Origin of the sequence: Amycolatopsis sp. H20-H5, from assembly GCF_035828755.1 — a bacterium.
Classification (GTDB): Bacteria; Actinomycetota; Actinomycetes; order Mycobacteriales; family Pseudonocardiaceae; genus Amycolatopsis.
In genome coordinates this window covers 25,353-41,432 of the sequence record NZ_JAYMZS010000012.1, presented here as the reverse complement: position 1 = coordinate 41,432, position 16,080 = coordinate 25,353, and the positions used below count along the sequence as shown (strand labels likewise).

17 protein-coding genes and 1 pseudogene are annotated in these 16,080 nt (G+C 65.8%); all 18 read right to left on the bottom strand.

Going from position 1 to position 16,080, the window contains the following annotated elements; genetic code table 11:
• Positions 1-7 precede the first annotated feature (7 nt).
• Positions 8-1,384, bottom strand: a complete 1,377-nt coding sequence (locus tag QMK34_RS09440; RefSeq protein ID WP_326413320.1) for an NAD(P)/FAD-dependent oxidoreductase — start codon at positions 1,382-1,384, stop codon at positions 8-10.
• A gap of 36 nt (positions 1,385-1,420) precedes the next feature.
• The gene (locus tag QMK34_RS09435) at positions 1,421-1,696 is read right to left on the bottom strand and encodes an acyl carrier protein (RefSeq protein WP_326413319.1); all 276 of its coding nucleotides are present in this window, start codon (positions 1,694-1,696) and stop codon (positions 1,421-1,423) included.
• Between the two features lie 40 nt (positions 1,697-1,736).
• Positions 1,737-2,465, bottom strand: coding sequence for a class I SAM-dependent methyltransferase (locus QMK34_RS09430; protein ID WP_326413318.1), 729 nt, complete (start codon positions 2,463-2,465; stop codon positions 1,737-1,739).
• Positions 2,462-3,886, bottom strand: coding sequence for an AMP-binding protein (locus QMK34_RS09425; RefSeq protein WP_326413394.1), 1,425 nt, complete (start codon positions 3,884-3,886; stop codon positions 2,462-2,464). Before QMK34_RS09425 ends, QMK34_RS09430 begins: the two co-directional genes overlap by 4 nt.
• Before the next feature lie 14 nt (positions 3,887-3,900).
• Positions 3,901-5,151 (bottom strand): acyl-CoA dehydrogenase family protein, encoded by a 1,251-nt coding sequence (locus QMK34_RS09420; protein ID WP_326413317.1) that lies wholly within the window; start codon positions 5,149-5,151, stop codon positions 3,901-3,903.
• Positions 5,152-5,166: 15 nt separating this feature from the next.
• Positions 5,167-5,433, bottom strand: coding sequence for a hypothetical protein (locus tag QMK34_RS09415; protein WP_326413316.1), 267 nt, complete (start codon positions 5,431-5,433; stop codon positions 5,167-5,169).
• Between the two features lie 138 nt (positions 5,434-5,571).
• The gene (locus QMK34_RS09410; RefSeq protein WP_326413315.1) at positions 5,572-5,847 is read right to left on the bottom strand and encodes a hypothetical protein; all 276 of its coding nucleotides are present in this window, start codon (positions 5,845-5,847) and stop codon (positions 5,572-5,574) included.
• 53 nt (positions 5,848-5,900) lie between these two features.
• Entirely contained in the window at positions 5,901-6,179 is a 279-nt protein-coding gene (locus tag QMK34_RS09405; RefSeq protein WP_326413314.1) for a hypothetical protein, read from the bottom strand.
• A 211-nt stretch (positions 6,180-6,390) separates the two neighbouring features.
• Entirely contained in the window at positions 6,391-7,038 is a 648-nt protein-coding gene (locus QMK34_RS09400) for a response regulator transcription factor (protein WP_326413313.1), read from the bottom strand.
• A gap of 41 nt (positions 7,039-7,079) precedes the next feature.
• Positions 7,080-7,622 (bottom strand): hypothetical protein, encoded by a 543-nt coding sequence (locus QMK34_RS09395; protein WP_326413312.1) that lies wholly within the window; start codon positions 7,620-7,622, stop codon positions 7,080-7,082.
• 1 nt (position 7,623) lies between these two features.
• Positions 7,624-8,634, bottom strand: a complete 1,011-nt coding sequence (locus tag QMK34_RS09390; protein ID WP_326413311.1) for an alpha/beta hydrolase — start codon at positions 8,632-8,634, stop codon at positions 7,624-7,626.
• An 85-nt stretch (positions 8,635-8,719) separates the two neighbouring features.
• Positions 8,720-9,556, bottom strand: a complete 837-nt coding sequence (locus tag QMK34_RS09385; RefSeq protein ID WP_326413310.1) for a hypothetical protein — start codon at positions 9,554-9,556, stop codon at positions 8,720-8,722.
• Between the two features lie 205 nt (positions 9,557-9,761).
• On the bottom strand, positions 9,762-10,025 hold the full coding sequence (locus QMK34_RS09380) for a hypothetical protein (RefSeq protein WP_326413309.1): 264 nt from the start codon (positions 10,023-10,025) through the stop codon (positions 9,762-9,764).
• 76 nt (positions 10,026-10,101) lie between these two features.
• The gene (locus tag QMK34_RS09375) at positions 10,102-10,353 is read right to left on the bottom strand and encodes a hypothetical protein (protein ID WP_326413308.1); all 252 of its coding nucleotides are present in this window, start codon (positions 10,351-10,353) and stop codon (positions 10,102-10,104) included.
• Between the two features lie 754 nt (positions 10,354-11,107).
• Positions 11,108-12,529: a phytoene desaturase family protein gene (locus QMK34_RS09370; RefSeq protein WP_326413307.1), complete on the bottom strand. Its 1,422-nt coding sequence runs from the start codon at positions 12,527-12,529 to the stop codon at positions 11,108-11,110.
• A gap of 118 nt (positions 12,530-12,647) precedes the next feature.
• Positions 12,648-12,842: pseudogene (locus QMK34_RS09365) on the bottom strand (cytochrome P450); the annotation flags it as partial.
• A 1,247-nt stretch (positions 12,843-14,089) separates the two neighbouring features.
• The gene (locus QMK34_RS09355; protein WP_326413306.1) at positions 14,090-14,740 is read right to left on the bottom strand and encodes a GntR family transcriptional regulator; all 651 of its coding nucleotides are present in this window, start codon (positions 14,738-14,740) and stop codon (positions 14,090-14,092) included.
• 673 nt (positions 14,741-15,413) lie between these two features.
• Positions 15,414-16,070 (bottom strand): cutinase family protein, encoded by a 657-nt coding sequence (locus QMK34_RS09350; protein WP_326413305.1) that lies wholly within the window; start codon positions 16,068-16,070, stop codon positions 15,414-15,416.
• Positions 16,071-16,080 lie beyond the last annotated feature (10 nt).

The window sequence follows — 16,080 nt, the reverse complement described above, 5'->3', positions numbered from 1 at the left end:
ACGCCGCTCAGAACAGGCACTTCGACTCCTGGGAGACGCGCAGGTTGCCCAGCTTGTCGTGCCACAAGTGCGTGGGGTCGTTTTCGACCGCCGCGAGAAACTCGCGCATCGCGACCAGCGCCTTGGGTTCTTCGTCGTCGTAAACGTCCCCCTGCAACAGCTTGAGCACGTCCAGCCGGTACCGCGGGTCTTGCACGAACGCGGTGAACAGGATGTTCAGCCGGTAGTAGATCGAAATGAACTCGTACCAGTTGGACACCCCACGCCGGAGTTTTCCAACGTAGGTGTCGAACCGGTGCGCGCGGAAGTCGCCGGTCTCGGCGGCCGCGATGATGTCGGTGCAGGCGAGACGAGCGCTGTTCATCGCCACCGACACACCGCTGGAAAAGATCGGGTCGACGAACCGGGCAGCGTCTCCGACCAGGAGCATCGAGTCGTCGGCGACCTTGCGCATGCCGTAGCTGTAGTCGCCCTCGGCCTTGAACGGACGCAGCCGCTTGGTCCGCTTGAGCGCCTCGAGCAACAATGGCCTACTCGCCACGGAGTTCCAGAAAAACCCTTCGAGGTCATCCTTGGCCTCCTTGAAACGGGACTTCTGGGTGACGACGCCGACAGAGGTGACGGTGTCGCTGATCGGGATCTGCCAGACCCAGGTGTCCTCCAGCGGGAGGAAGTGGACGAAAATGTAGTCGGCCTGGTGGTCGCTGTCGGTGAGCGCGGTCCGGTCGAGGCCCTCGAACCAGGTGTGCACGGCGTACTGGTTGAAATCCGGGTCGGGCACCTTGACCTTGAGCTGACGCGCGAGCAACGTCGAACGGCCGCTGGCGTCGACGACCATGCGAGCGCGGACCGTGGTCCGCGCCGGCCCCATCCCGACCTCGACGACCGGCCGGTCCTGCTCGGTGAAGTCGACTCCGCCCACTCGGACGCCGGAGAACACCTTCGCACCGAGGCTCTCGGCGTGCTTGAGCAGGATGAGGTCGAACCGGCCGCGATCGACGTGGAAGGTGTACTCGCGGTCGACGCCGGGCTGGGGGCGCTCGCCGAACAACACGTCGGCGGTGCCGAAACCGTGTTCGCTCACGCGGAACCCGAGTGGGTCGATCCCGCCTTCGTTGGCCGCCGTCCAGGCCGCACCGTACTTGCGGGGGAACCCAGCCGCCTCGATCTTGTCCATCGCCCCGATCTCGAGCAGGACCGGCGTGGTCGCCGGCACCAGCGACTCACCCACGTGCTCGCGCGGGAAGACCTCGCTCTCGAACACGGCCACGGACAGTCCGGCTTTGGCCAGGTAGGACGCCGCGGTCGAGCCGGCCGGCCCGCCGCCGATCACCACGACGTCGAAGTCGATGTCACGGCCTGTCACTGTATGGGTACTGGTCATCGTCGGTATTCCCTCCTCCTGAACTTGGTGACCTGGTCAGACGGTGGCGCGCAGGGCGACGACGAGGTCGGTGATGCGGTCCACGTCCCGGAAGTTCTTCCCGGTCATCTCCATCGGCGGCACCTTCACCCCCATCTCGACACGAAGCCAGGTGATCAGTTGCGTGGTGCCCAAGGAGTCGAGAATCCCGGCCTCCAGGAGCGGGGTCGTCGCCGTCACCCGGTCACGCTCGGTGGTACCGGCCAGCTCGTCGCGGACAAAGGCCATGATCCGGTCGCGGATCTTGGTGAATTCCTCGGTGCTAGCAGACATGCTTCTACTCCAGACGGTTCGGTTGTCGGCGGTCGTCGGTTCAGCTGAGCGGGTTGCGGGCCAGCGCCCAGGCGGTGGGCAGTTCGATGGGTGCGCCGTCAGCGTCGAGCTGGGTGGTCTGCAGCGTGTCGTCGCCCGACTCGATGACGTGCAGGCCGTGGCGGGTCAGGAGGACGTCGAGCTGCCGATCCTCGTCTTGCAGAGTCGCAGCACTCATGCCGAAGTGGCGTTGCAGCCGCGCGAACTTCACCGGCGCGGCCTCTTCGGATTCGATGAACGACCGGATCACCCAGCGGGTCAGCGTGGTCAGCTCGTGGACGATGAGGACACCGCGGTGCCCGAGGAGCACGGCGACACCACGCAGCACCCGTTGCTGCTGGTCCGATGACAGCTGGTGCAGCACACTCCGGACGTAAACGTTCACCTCGCCCAATTCGGTGGCCAAGGCCGCGACCGCGGCGTCCTCGAGGAGATCGACCTGCCGGTATTCGACATTGGCGGCGGCGTTGTCGCGCCGGGCGATCGCCAAAGCGGGCTCGGCGATGTCGACACCGATCACGCGGGTGAACGACTCGGCGAGCCGCACGGTCTGCCGTCCGCTGCCGCAACCGAGATCGATGATCGGAAGAGCGGGGTCGACATGGGGCATACAGCGCCGCAGGTGAACCGCGGCCGCCGTGGCCGACGGCGAATCGAAGAGCGCCGTTTCGCCCGCTTGAGCGACTTCGCCCCAATAGGCCTCCCAGCTTTGCCGCAATTCGGTCGTCATCCGACACCTCCGGTGGTAGAAGCAAGAAGCAGGTCGCGAGCCAACCCACGCCTGTCGACTTTCCCGTTCCCGTTGAGCGGCAGCTGATCAACGAGATGGACGGCGTCGATGAGCATGGAGCGAGGCAGCAGTTCTGCGCAGTGCCGGCGCAGCCCGGCGAGATCGGGCCGGCTCCCGCCGCGAGGGCGAACCGCCGCGTGAAGCCGCGCATCAGGCCCGTCGCCGACCACGAGGACCACGACTCGTTCGACGTCGTCGTGCAGCGACAACGCGGCTTCGACCTCGCCGGGCTCGACGCGGTGGCCGCGCACCTTCGCCAGGTCGTCACGCCGGCCCGAGTAGTGCAAGTTGCCGGTGGCATCGAACCGGCCGAGATCGCCGGTGCGATAGGGCCCGCGGTGTGGCTCGCGCCCCCAGTAGCCCAGCATCACGGTGGGGCCGGTGACGACGATTTCGTCGTCGCCGGCGAGCGCGACCGTGTCACCGCAGCAGGCGCGGCCGATGGGCAGCGGGTCAGCTCGCCGCAGGTCCGACCGGGTGACCTCGTAGGAGGTGCAGACGTTGGTTTCGGTTGGTCCGTACCAGTTGAACATCGCCACGGACGGCCAGGCGGCACGCAGCCGCTGCACAGCCCCGAGCGGGAACGGCTCGCCGGCGAAGACGCAGGCCCGCAATCCGGCTGGGCCCCGGTCGAGCAAGCCGCCCGACTCGATCATCTGCATCAGCACGGACGGCACCGAGTACCAGACGGTGATCTCGCGTTCGAGCACGAACTCGACCAGCAGCGGAGCGACCTGCGCCAGCGTTTCCGGGATCAGGTGGACACTCGCGCGCGCCCGGAACGCGGCGTAAAGGTCGAACACCGACAGGTCGAAGTTGAACGAAGCGTGGTTGGCCAAGCGGTCGTCACCCCGCACACCGACGGTAGCGGTCGCCCACTCCACGAAAGCCATCGCGTTGCGGTCAGAAAGGACCACGCCTTTGGGCACGCCGGTCGAACCGGACGTGTAGAGGATGTAAACGGGGCCGTCGGGGGTGACGGCCACCGCCGGCGGCGACGGATCGCCGCGGCGTTCGCAAAGCTCGGCCGGTCCGGCCACCCAGACTTCGGTGGCGAGGTCCCGGTCGGCGACCACCAGGACCGGCCGGCAGTCGTCGATGACCCGCCGCACCCGGTGGGGCGGGTTCGACGGTCCGACCGGCACGTAGACTGCGCCGATCCGCAACACCCCCTGCATGATCGCGACCAGGTCGACGGTCTTCTGGGCCCAGAGCAGCACACGGTCGCCGAGGCGGACACCGCGGGCGTACAGCGCCGCGGCGACGGCGTCGGCGCGCGCGTCGAGTTCGGCGTAGGTGAGCACGGTGGTCAAGTCGGCGACGGCCGACGAGTCAGGCTGACTCCGGGCGCCGTCCGACACGAGATCCCGAAGGTTCACAGGCCCAGCCCTCGCGCGATGACGCGGCGCTGAATATCCGAAGTACCGGAAAAAATGGTGGCGGGCAGACTGTCGCGCAGCACCAGCTCCACCAGCTCGTCGCGCAGGTAACCGGCACCACCGAACAGATTCACCGCGTCCAGCGCGGAGGCCACGACATCCTCGGAGATCGTGAGCTTGGCCATGGCGACCCAGCCGGCGACGTCCTCGGCACCGTCTGGTTCCTCGTCCAGAGCCGCACCGGCCCGCCGCAGCAGCAGCCGCCCGGTCTCGAGGCGCAGCTTCATCCCCACGATCCGGTCAGCGACCGCCTGGAAGTCGCCGATGGGCCGGCCGAACTGGCGCCTGCTCCTGGCGTGGGCCACGCAGCGGTCGACCAGGCGCTGCTGGAGACCGACGTAAATGGCGAAAAGGCAGGTGCGCTCCCACAGCATCGAGCGAGCGAACAGCGCGGCGCCCGCACCGGCCGGGCCCACCACGCGCTCATCCGGCACGAAACAGCTCCGCAAGTCCAGGGGGCCGGCCGGGCACGACCGCAGCCCGGCCTTTTCGTGGGCACGGCCGGGCCGCACACCGTCGTCAGTTCGCTCGACAAGAAACGCCGTGATACCCAGATGGCCCGCCGTCACGTCGGTTTTGGCGTAGACGAGATACACGTCGGCCACCGGGCCGTTGCTGACCCAGCTTTTCGTTCCCTCCAGCACATAGCCGCCTCCGACGCGGGTGGCGGTGGTCGCGATCCGCGAGGTGTCGGAACCGGCGTCCGCCTCGGTCATGGCGTTCCCGGCGATCGCGTCACCCGCGCACATCGCGGCCAGCCATCGCCCAATCACCTCGGTCGGGCGGGACTCGGCCAACGGCATCGCGCAAGCGAACAGCTGTGCGGCCGCGGCGAACAGCAAGCCGGTGTCGTGTCCGACCTCGCCGGCGACCGCGAACCGCTCCGCCGTCGCTTGGGCGTTCAGGCCGCCTCCGCCCAGCTTCGCCGGAACCGAGGCGCCCAGCAAGCCGAGCTGTCCGAGCAACAACCAGTCTTCCCGCGAATAGCTCGATCGATCGGAGGTCTTGGTGGCCGGGAAAGCCGCACTGAGCGCCTCCCGAAGGTCCTGCAGCGATACGCCGGCTACTGACGGCCTCGCGGCCATTGGCACGCCCTCTCCCCGTGCGGCCCTTCGAAGGGCCTCGTAACCATGATCCGACCAGGAACAAGATCGTCGCTCGGCGGAGCGGCCGCTGGGCCGCACCACCGAGCTCCGATGTCTCTATGCCGCACTACGCTTCAGTTCGATCAACGAGCTGCTCGACAACGCGCCGAGATCGGAAAATCCATCGCCCCGGGCCTGGTGTCCGCAGGCCCCGCCGCCCACGGTGACCGCGACCGCCGCGGTCGCGGCCCCGGCTGCCGCGTCGTCACCATCGAAGTACCCTGGCCGCACGAGAACTTCGAGCGGCTCCACCTCACCCGCGCCGATCTGTCCCAGCACCGATGTCGTCAAACGGCTTCGCATATTCCACCCTGTCAAACCCATCGAGGGCACCTCGAGTCGCGGACCGGGGACTTCTTCTCAAGCCACGGCCCGCGACCCGATGGCCGCCCACTTCATTGCCCCGGGACCGACTTCCGTCGCGTACCGGCTCGTCGTGAATCCGCAGACCGCCGTCGGCGACTACCCGGCAAATACGGAGCGCATCCCGTCGATCAAATCACCTGCGGACAGATTCTCCGCTCCGACCTGCTCTCGATTGACCTCGAGGTTCCGTTCGTCCATGTAGCCCGTACTGCAGTCCCGGACTGCGTAGTACGCACACGCCGCCGCGGCGACCGCGACCGCGGCGAGCGCGATAGGCGTACAGGAGACCGGCGTCACACCGGCACCGCATTCAAGCGGAGAAATGATTCCGGTCGGCACCAACTTCGCGGCGGATACTTCAACACGATTCACGGACTTCTCCTTTGCCACAATTCACTATTGTTACCGAGGAACAGATACCTCGGCTACCGTGCGGTGGAAGAACGCATCACATCGGTCAGGTCACCAACCGACATCTGGTCTGCTCCGCGCTCCATTCCGCCCATGTCGACGTTCCCGTCAAGCTCCATGTAGCCAGCGCCGCAGTCCCGGATTGCGTAGTACGCGCAAACCGCCGCAGCAAGCGAAATCGCGGCGAACGTGACGGGTGTACAGGCGACCGGGTCGATACCGGTACCCGGCTCAAGCGGGGTGATGGCTCCAGCGGAAACCTGACGCGAAACAGCGACCTCAATACGGTTCACGATGCTTCTCCTTCCCAACTGGCGACCGAATTCACCGAGCATGGCGTTTCCGTTGCAACAGCAATCAAATCAAGGAAACATTGACAGCAACGTTGCTGTCGACTCCGACTGGCCGCTGATCAGAACAGTAGCATCGTCACAAACCGTGGCGACTCCACCAAAATACCTAATTCAAAGGACAGTGCCCGCGTTGCGAAGATGCTGAAACGATTCACTTAGTGTTCGGCCGAATTCCGGCTCCACCCGCGAGCAGCACGGCCTCCGTTCTGTTGCGCGCACCCAGCTTGCGCAAGATCGCCAGCACATGAGTACGCACGGTCGATTCCGAGATGAACAGGTTCCGGCCGATCTCGGCGTTCGAGTGTCCGCGCGCCATGCCGCCGAGCACATCGAATTCCCGGCGCGTCAGCTTGCGACTGTTCACCAGGTCCCGCTTAACCGTGGGGAGGTCAGCGATCCTATCGGCGAGGAAATTCAACTGCCCGGCAGGCATGAAGACGTAACCACCGGCCACGGCACGGATCGCCGTGACGAACTGTTCGACCGGCCGATCGGCGCCGATGTAGCCGTACGCGCCGGCGTCAAGGGCGAACAGGCTCTCCGCTACCGCCTCCACCCCTTCACCGAAAACGATGACACCACCACGGGACTCCCGAACGGACGCGGCCAACCCCTCAATGGCCTTCCGGCCGGCACTGCGATGCACGACCGCAACGGTCTTCACTTCCGCAACTTCGTGCGGGGCGAATTCGAGCGTGTCCGTGACGCCGGTCACCGACACGATGTCGGGAGCCGATCGCAGCACCTGGCGCCAATTCTCCGCGTCCGCGTCGAGTGGCGCACAAAGAAGAACGCGCACCCGGATCGCGTCAGCCCCGCGGCACATCGACACGCCCTGCCTTAGTCAATCGGATGCAAGTTCGACAGGAACATCATCGTCGGCTCTTCCTGCTCCGCATAGCCATCCGAGGTGGCTATGAGAAACTGTGTGCGCTTGGCGTCCGGGTGGTGATCTATTCCGTGCGTGATGTAGTTCAGAAGAGTCAAGTACGGAATGGTCACCTGGATGGCTTCCTTCTTTTCCGTATTGTTCGCAGTGAACATCATCAAACCGGACGCGGCGTCCGTGATTGCCTTTTCACCACGTCGCCCGACGAACCAGACTGCGTCCAGCAGCTTGCGGTCCCGCGGGCTCGTCACCTCTCGCCATTCCGTCATGGAGGCGTCGGGCAGTTCGTCGCGCGTGAGCACGTGATTGTCGTGCATACCAGGACGAGGGGCGAAAAACCTCCAGTCCGGAATGATGGCGCCGGTCCGGTCCTGCTGCCGAATCTTCTCGAACTTGCGCCGCGGGTCCTGGGACAAGAACGTCGCTAAAAACCAAGACCCGAAGAAGGCACCCACGACCACTTCGGCAACACGCTTGCCAACCGAGTGTGTCATCCTATGCTCCTTGCTGCGACGGCTGCTTGCCCCCGAAAGACAGCACCATCTCTTCAATGACCTTTGCCACCAGGTGGCCGTTTTCACGATCAGTGAGCAGACCCATGTGCTCGGCGTTCGCCAGGATTTCGTGCTTGCTCCCGGTCACGAGCCCGGCGAGTTCCTCCTGAAGGACACCATGGATCGGGTCGGCCTCGACAGAGGCACCCGCCGTGACGACCGCCAGCCGGCAGTGCGCCGGCGTCACGACCTTGCGGATCTCCGGGTTGATGTGCTCCACCCAGGCGGTCATTTCCGCCGCGGTGCCTCGCCAGGTGCGGGCCGACCGCAAACGCGCCTTGGCCGGGGCGACCAGTTCCCCGGGCAACCCCTTGGTCAACGACGAGGTTTCTTCGGCAGACTTCTTCCTCGCCAAACCGAACGACATCAACATAGCGCGCTGGCGGGTGATGCTGAGCGTCGGCGAAAGTCCGAGCCGTTGTCGCGACGAGCGGTCGAACTGGTCTGGGTGGGCCGAATCGACCAACACCAGGCCGGCCACCTGGTCGGGCCTTCGATGAGCGAAGTGACGGATGAGCAGACCACCAAAGGAGTGGCCTACGAGAATGTAGGGCCCCGGGCAGTCCAAAACCTCGAGCAGCCGCTCGAGGTCGGTCGATACCTGTTCGGCGGTGGGCGATGACTTGTGAGAGGGAGTCCACCCGAGTCCCGCGCGGTCGTAGGCAACCGTGCGGGTGACCTCGGCGACCTCCGGCTGGATCCAGCCCCACAGTTCCAGCGGCGACGACATGCCGTTTTCGAACACCACCGTCGGCAGGCCGCGATGTTCTTGGCCGAGGACACGCACGTGCATCAGCAGATCGCCGACTTCGACCCGCGAGCCGATACCTGGAAACAGCTCGTCATCACGATGGTCCTGGCGAACCGCCGACCGCCGACCGCCGATCACCGCCGCCGCACCGGCAAGCGCGACCAGTCCGATCGCGGCGGGCATCTCGAAGGCGCGTTTCATGGCCCGACCTCACCTTCACTGCCGCTACACCGAGTACCGGAGACCGGCGCCCAGCCCACCTGTGGTCGGCTCACCGTGCCCCTCATCACTTGACCGCTGCTTTCGACAGGGCTCGAGCGTGGTAGCCGATACTCGGGTAACCCGCGCCGAAGCCCCAGACGAAGCGATTGAGCCCCATGAACACGGCGTTGCCGATGTGGAAGGCGGTTCCGGTGGCCAGCAGCGCCTTGGCTATCGGCTTGTTGGCCACCAGGACCAGGGGGAAGGAAAGCTCGCCGGCGATCACTCCCCAGCCGCCGACCTTGGCCAGCGCCGGATACTTGGCCAGCAGGTTGTGGGCAAGTCGGTGCCCATAGGTACGTGTTCGGAAGATCCCCGACATCGCCGTGCCATCACGCCAGTAGGGCGAAATCAGCTTCGCGGCACCGGCGGCGGCGTAGGACAGGCAAACCTGCGCGGCGAGGAAGAGTGTGGTGATCTCCTGGACGCGCTTGTCGTTGGGGAACCACCGCGCGACCGAGAGCGCGGAGTGCACCAGCACGTTCATGTGGTCGGATCCGTCGCCACCGTAGGAGTTGCGGACATGCATTGCCACGTTGGTCACCGCGAGATACGACGCAGCGGTGGCCCGCACCCGAGAACTCGTTCCGGGAACAGCCGAGAGAACCGCGGCGGTGAGCCGGAGAGCGACCAGCGCGTGGATCCCCGGGGGGTTGAACGCCGCGTCGAGGAAGTCCGCCCTGCGATGCGCTGTGGACCGCAAACGTGTACGGCCGACGTCCCAACTCAGCAACCCGCCCTTCTTTTCGAACACCTGGGGCTGGCACAGGTATTCCAAAGAACTGAGGATGATCCCGGTGGCCGCGACGACCTCTGTCTCTCGCAGCGTACGCTCGATCCGCTCAACGCTCTTGTTCGACAACCTTCACCTCACCTTAGCCGGACGCGATGGTGACCACCTGGTGTGCCGGAGGTGCCTGACACTCTCCGGCACACCAGGAAATTCGGCGATTCTCTCGTTGACTGTCGCGTCGGCACTTGGTCCCATCGCGCAGCCAAGCGTGGGTTCGGCCCTGCTGGCACCCTATGGCAGGAAACCCGTCCTGATGCTTGTGAAGCCGCGCCAACTAGATGCTGGCGACCGCGGCATGCCGGGTGTGCAGCAGGTCGCCCACCGGCATCCCGTTTTCGGCCACCTGTCCCGGCGAATCCGGCACGTTGGGGTCGACCGCCGCGAGAATGGCACGGCAAACGGCGTAACCGGCGGCGGTACCGACCAGGACAGCGAGCGCGACCGTGGGCGTGCAGCTCACTCCCGACGAAGGAAGCTGGGCTTCCATCAGCGTGAGGTCCGCAGCGTGCAGGCCGGCGGCACTTTCGATTCGGTTCATGTCATCTACCTTTTCTGAAATGGCTCTCTGCCAGGGATGGCAGAGAATTGGCCAGCTGTCAGGACAAATGTTCTCGTCAGCGCGACTCGCGGAGGACGTGCAGCAGGTCACCCACGGTCATCTGCTCGCTGCCGGGGTCGACAGCGTCGTGCTGGTCCGCCGCAGCGTCGTAGCCGGTCCGGAAGGCGACCGCCACGTAGGTGGCCGCCGCGAAAACCGCCGCGCCGACAAGGGCCGGCGTGCAGGCGATCAGCTGAGATCCATCGGCATAAACCAGGGGGCTGAGCTTATCGGCGTTGACCTTGGCAGAAGCTTCAATGGCCTTCATTATGGCATTCCCTTCGTGAACCTTTACCGGATTAAGAGTGGACTCAGGTTAGGTGAGTGATTTCCACGCCACATCCACCGAAAAGCTGAGGATTTCTTGATCGCAACCATGTCCGGCGCAGGCAGCACAATTGAACCCTGCCCAAGGCGCAAATTCGAACATAGCTCCCACTCCCGCCAGTGACCACAAGTACCCCGACCATCAGCAGACCGCATACCTGCACGTCCGCGCACTCCGCGATCTCCGGAAAACGAGCGCACAGTACATTCGGCGGCCGACATCGAACCTCAGGATGTGGCTGATTTTCGGACGCTGCCATAATCATCGGCAGCACGGATTGCCGAGGGCGGCCAGATTTCGGCTCGGCCAGCAGACGAAGGCGGATAATTCACGACCTCGTAACTTGGACGCCATGTTCACTGCGAACCTTGACTCAATACTGTCAAGTAAGCACAGGCGATGAAAATCCGCGCAATGGCAGGCGGCTGTCCGCTGTTTTACGGGAGCCCGTCCGCCGTTGGCGGAGCCGGTCTTGGGCGACTGCCGGTAGCTTCCCGGCAAACCTCGCGCGTAGCGTTACCGGCAGTCGGTGCCACCGGGCTTGAACCCAACCACACCGACCTGACCGCCGGCCCCGTGCGCGCGACGCCCCCAGAGACGCACGGGGCCAGCGTTCGACGTGCCTCAGCACGTCGGTGAAGCGCGGACGACGTGCCCGCTCCGCCTGCTAGCAGGGAACCGAGCCGCAGCCACTTCAGCCGATCCGCCGCAGATAGCGCAGCGCGGCTTCGGCGGCGTTCGCGCCGCACATCCCGTGTGCTCCCGGGCCTGGCGGAGTGGCCGCCGAGCAGAGGTACATACCGGGGATACGGACGTGGTATGGCCACAGGGTGGTGCGCGGACCGAACACGAGTTGCCGGATGTCCTTGGAGCCGGTCATGATGTCGCCACCGACGTAGTTCGGGTTGTACCGGGCCAGCTCTGTGGTCGAGCGGACCGCGGTCCCGACGATCCGGTCACGGAAGCCCGGGGCAGACCGTTCGATCCGGCGGATTATCGCCTCTGTGGCATCCCCGGTGTACCCGTGCGGGACGTGTGCGTAAGTCCACAAAGGATGGACGTCGCCCGCGGACCTTCCGGGGTCTGCCAGGTACTGCTGACCTACGAGGACGAAGGGCCGCTCGGGCATCCGGCCGCGGTGAATCTCCTGCTCGCCCGCCGCGACCTCTTCAAACGGTCCGCCGAGGTGGACCGTCCCGGCACGGTGCGTTTGGTCGTTCATCCACGGCACCCCGCTCTCGACGGCGAAGTCGACCTTGAACGCACCCGGGCCGTGCCGGTACGCGCGGTAAGCCTGGGCGACCCGCCGCGGCAGGCGATCACCGAGGATCTCCGCGACCGCATCCGGTGCGAGGTCGAACATCGTCAGATCGGTGGGGGGCAACTCGGCTGCCGACCGCACCCGGACGCCGGTCTCGATCCTCCCCCCGAGTTCCCGCAGCAGAAGAGCCAGTGCGGTGGTGATCGCGCCGGAGCCACCCACGGCGACCGGCCAGCCGTGACGGTGGCCCGCCGTGACGATGCCCAACCCGATCGCAGCGGTCATCGGATAGTGCAGTGGCCGGAACGCGTGCGCGGCGATGCCGCCGAACAGCGCTCGCGCTTTTTCGGTCGCGAAGAAGCGGGTGAAGACCGAGCCTGGCACCAGGGTCGGCAGCCCGAACCGTGCCAGTGTCAACGGGTTCTTGGGCACGCGCAGGAGAGGTCCCATGATGTTCTCGGCCAGCGTGTCGAACTTCGCCGACGGCCGGGCGAACGCACGCGACCAGCGAACGCCGTCGCCGGCAAGCCCCGCCGCCGTGGCTTCGACCGACCGGTACAGCAGAGCCGCGTCGTCACCATCGAGCGGATGTGCGCAGTCGATCTCGGGCCACGCCCAGGACAGCCCGTACTGGTCAAGTCCCAGTTCTCGCAAGAACGCCGAGCCCACGGCCATCGGGTGGAAGGCCGAGCAGTGGTCGTGCACCAGGCCGGGCATGATGGCCTCGCTCGACCGAGCGCCGCCGCCAACCTCGTCGGCGGCCTCGAGCACGGTGACGTCCACCCCTTCGCGAGCCAGGGCAACGGCCGCGGCCAGCCCGTTGGGCCCACCGCCGACCACGATCGCGCTGCTCATGCCATCCCTCCGTCGTCGTGCTCGTTCCGGCGGTGTCCGCGCCGTCGTGCGATCGCTGGCCGAAGAGCCACGGAAGCCGGTCGTGCGAAGAACCGCCTGGACCTTGCCGACCGGATCCTCACCAGCTGACCGGCAGTTCCACCGGGCCGCGGACCGCCATCCCGTGCCGCCAGCGCAGTTCGGTCTCCGGCACCGCCAGTCTCAACGCGGGAAACCTGCGCAGGAGCGTGACCAGGCCGACCGCCAGCATGGCGGCACCCAGCTGTGCGCCCAGGCAGTAATGGCGTCCGAAGCCGAAGCCGAAGTTCAAGTGCGGGTTCGCCGAGTCACCGGCACTCCTCTCGGGCGTTCCGCATCCGGCAGGACGACCGGGTAGGCGACCCCGCCGACCCGGCGAATGTTACCCAGCACCTCGCGCCGACCGACAGTTCGCTTTTGCCGAAGTGGGTGTCCGCAACATGCTGAAGGCGAGCAGGGCCCACCATGCTGGTTGACGTTCACTGTCAGGATGGGAGCATGGTTCACGACAGACCCTGGCACGCAAGTGGACAGACGATCACGGGGCGTCTCACTGACCGTGTCGAGGAGTTGTCTTCGGGCCGGCATCGGACCCCTGAACTCGCCACGGCCTCACTGCTCGGCAGTAATATGCGATCCGGTGCTGACGCGGGCGACCCCGCGGGCTTCGTGGGCACACGAGAACCGGCAACCGGCGAGATCGGCGGGTTCATCGGCTTGCTGACACTGCCCGGCAACACCACTGAATGCTTCCAGCAAACGAATTTACGGCAGCGGACATGTCTGATATGTACCGCCCCGCGGTGCCACGGGAGCAGAGACCAGGCCATCGGAACGAGCCACGGTCAAGAACCCCAATCAGAGTAGTAATGGTGAACTGCATTGTTTGCGCCCTCTTCCCGAAGCACTGAACAGAGGGTGCAAACGCTACTGTTGCGATGCGACCCGCGGGAGCGAGGCCCGTCGGGTCCGCGCCCGCAATACAGGCGGAGCAACAGATGAGCACAGTGAAGAAGAGGCTGAGTGCCGCCGTCTCGCTGGCTCAGCAGCGCGAAGCTCTCACCTGCCGGGATAACCGACCACTGCGACCACCAGACCGCAAGGAACACAAAAGCCCTGGCGTGCTTAAACGTACAAATCGCCCAATCATTACGAATAGGATTGCCGCCGGTCCAATCTCCAGCCGCCAATCCGAAATTTGCAGAAGTCTTTCCGCAATCATGATGCACGCCGACCGAAGAATCGCGCGGTGAGCAGTACGAACCGCGCCCATCGCAGCACACCCAGTACGATCACGGTCCCGGTGAAACCAGCAGTGTCCCGAACCCCGCCCGGGTTCCCGCACCGGCGACCCTCTTTCCCATGCATCCGGAGCGGAACCCGGCAGCGGATCTCGGGCTCGTGACCGTCACCCACCTCGGCACAGGTGACCCCAGTATCTTCGGCGCCAGCCACCTCAGCACACCTGGCGGACGATCTCACCGCGCCCAGACCCTCCACTGGCCGCGAGGTGCCGCACAGCCAATGCCGCCGAGAGGCGAGTCACTCGGACGCACACTGGTCGCCGTTGTCTTTCCGCAGGAAGGCCACGGTGCTCACCCAGTTACGGACGAGCATTGCGGACGCGGCCGAGAGGTCGCCCTCGCGCAGCGCCGCGGCGATCCGGCGATGCTCGCCGATGCTCTCCCCAGCGCGGGGCACGCCGCCGAAGTAACACCATTCGTACCGCTTGAGCAGCGGCTTGGTCTGCTCGATCAGCCGCAGCAGGTGCGGGTTCGGGCAGCGGGACAGCAGCAGCGCGTGCCACCGGTCGTCCACTTCGGACAGATCTGCGCCGCGTTCCAGCGCCGCGACCATCTCGTCGGCGACGGCGTCGACCGCGTCCGGCAGCCCGGCCAGCTCCAGCGGCGACGTCCAGCGCAGCGCGAGCGCTTCGAGCTCGGCCAGCAGCGTGTAGAGCCGCCGAGCCTCGTCCGGATCGAATGGCGGCACCAGGAACCCCCGACCCGGTTCGGCCGTCAGCAGACCGCGGCCGGCGAGCCCGATCAGCGCCTCCCGCAGCGGCGTTCGGCTGACGCTCAGCTCGCGGGCCAGGTGCACCTCGTTGACCCGGGCGCCGGCGGCGAGCCGGCCGTCTAGCACGCGGGTAGTGATCTCCTCGATGAGGTCGTTGCGCAGCGGTGGCCGGGCCATGGGCACAGTATTGCATGCAATCTGGCCATACTGTATTCAGTTTGCCTGACCTTCTACATTGACCGTGCCCGCCCCGATACCCTCGACCGACGAAGACAGCCGAGATGGCTCGCCGTGCAGTGGAGGCTGCACGCCGGGCCATCCCAGCCCGGCGGCACGGCATCCACTCACGCCCGCGCCCGCCGCCGGGTTCCACAGATCGCGGCACGCTCTTCGGTGGTGAGCGCCACCACCGAGCCCGGCATCCCCGGAACCACCTCGCGACAGAGACCTACTACAAGGCCTACAGGCGCGACGTGCGCGGCCTGGACACCGCAACAATCACGATATTAGCAATATAACTTACTCGAGCTTCGCTCGCGATCCTACCCATTTTGCGCAGATAAGTTCCGCAAAATGCGAATAGCGCGGAGTCGCGGGAACCTGGTCCGCCCACCTCCTCGAACGCAACCCGGACCGGATTCGGAAAACCCACGGATGCGGCAGCCGCTCAACAGCCTGTCCCGGTCGCCCGGTATGGCCGTGGTCATCGACCAGGAAAACAACGGCAGAATTTCTCATCGGCACGCTTCCCCCCACCAGCGGGAATTCACGGTGGGATCACCGTGTTGCCTGACAACGAGCCGTGGCCTGTTTCAGTAGTGAGAACCACGGCCCGTCGTCAGGCGTGCACTTAGCTGTTCACCTTGCCAGCCGCGAAGGTGGCCGCGGTCGTCGTACTGCCGTTCGAACCGTAAGTCAGGTGTGCCAAGAAGTTGACACCGGCACCACAGACCGGATCGCCGGTGTTGCACAGATCGATGGCTTTCGCACCGTACAGCGGGCTGTTCTGCGGAATGTTCTGCCGGAAGAGCCGCAACGGATTGCCGAACACGCCGACAGCCGCCACCCGTGATGCGAGTTCGGTCGGGATGACCTTGCCGCTGCCGAGGCTCGTCTGGATCCCTACCGCGATGTCGGTGACGCTGGCACCTTGCGAGTAACCGCCGATGACGAACCGCGTAGCCGGGCAGCTGGCAGCGGTGCTCGTCACGTGGTTCGTCATGTCGGTGGCCCCGGCTCCCGCACTGGTCTGTGCCAGGTCTGCGGCGTAGTTCACCGCGTAGGACGAGACGCTTTTACCTGCCAGTTGCGACTTGACCGAGTTCACAAAAGGCGTGCCGGTGATGCCGAGACCCGGAAATTCGCCGCTGCCACGTGCAAACACGACGTCGACGTCGGAGCACGCGGCGGACACGGCCGCTGCAGCGGGCACGGCGAACGCAACACCCGCGGCGCAGACGAGCGTCGCCGAGCATGTGAGCGTCGTAACGCATGTGCGAAGATCCATGATAATTTTC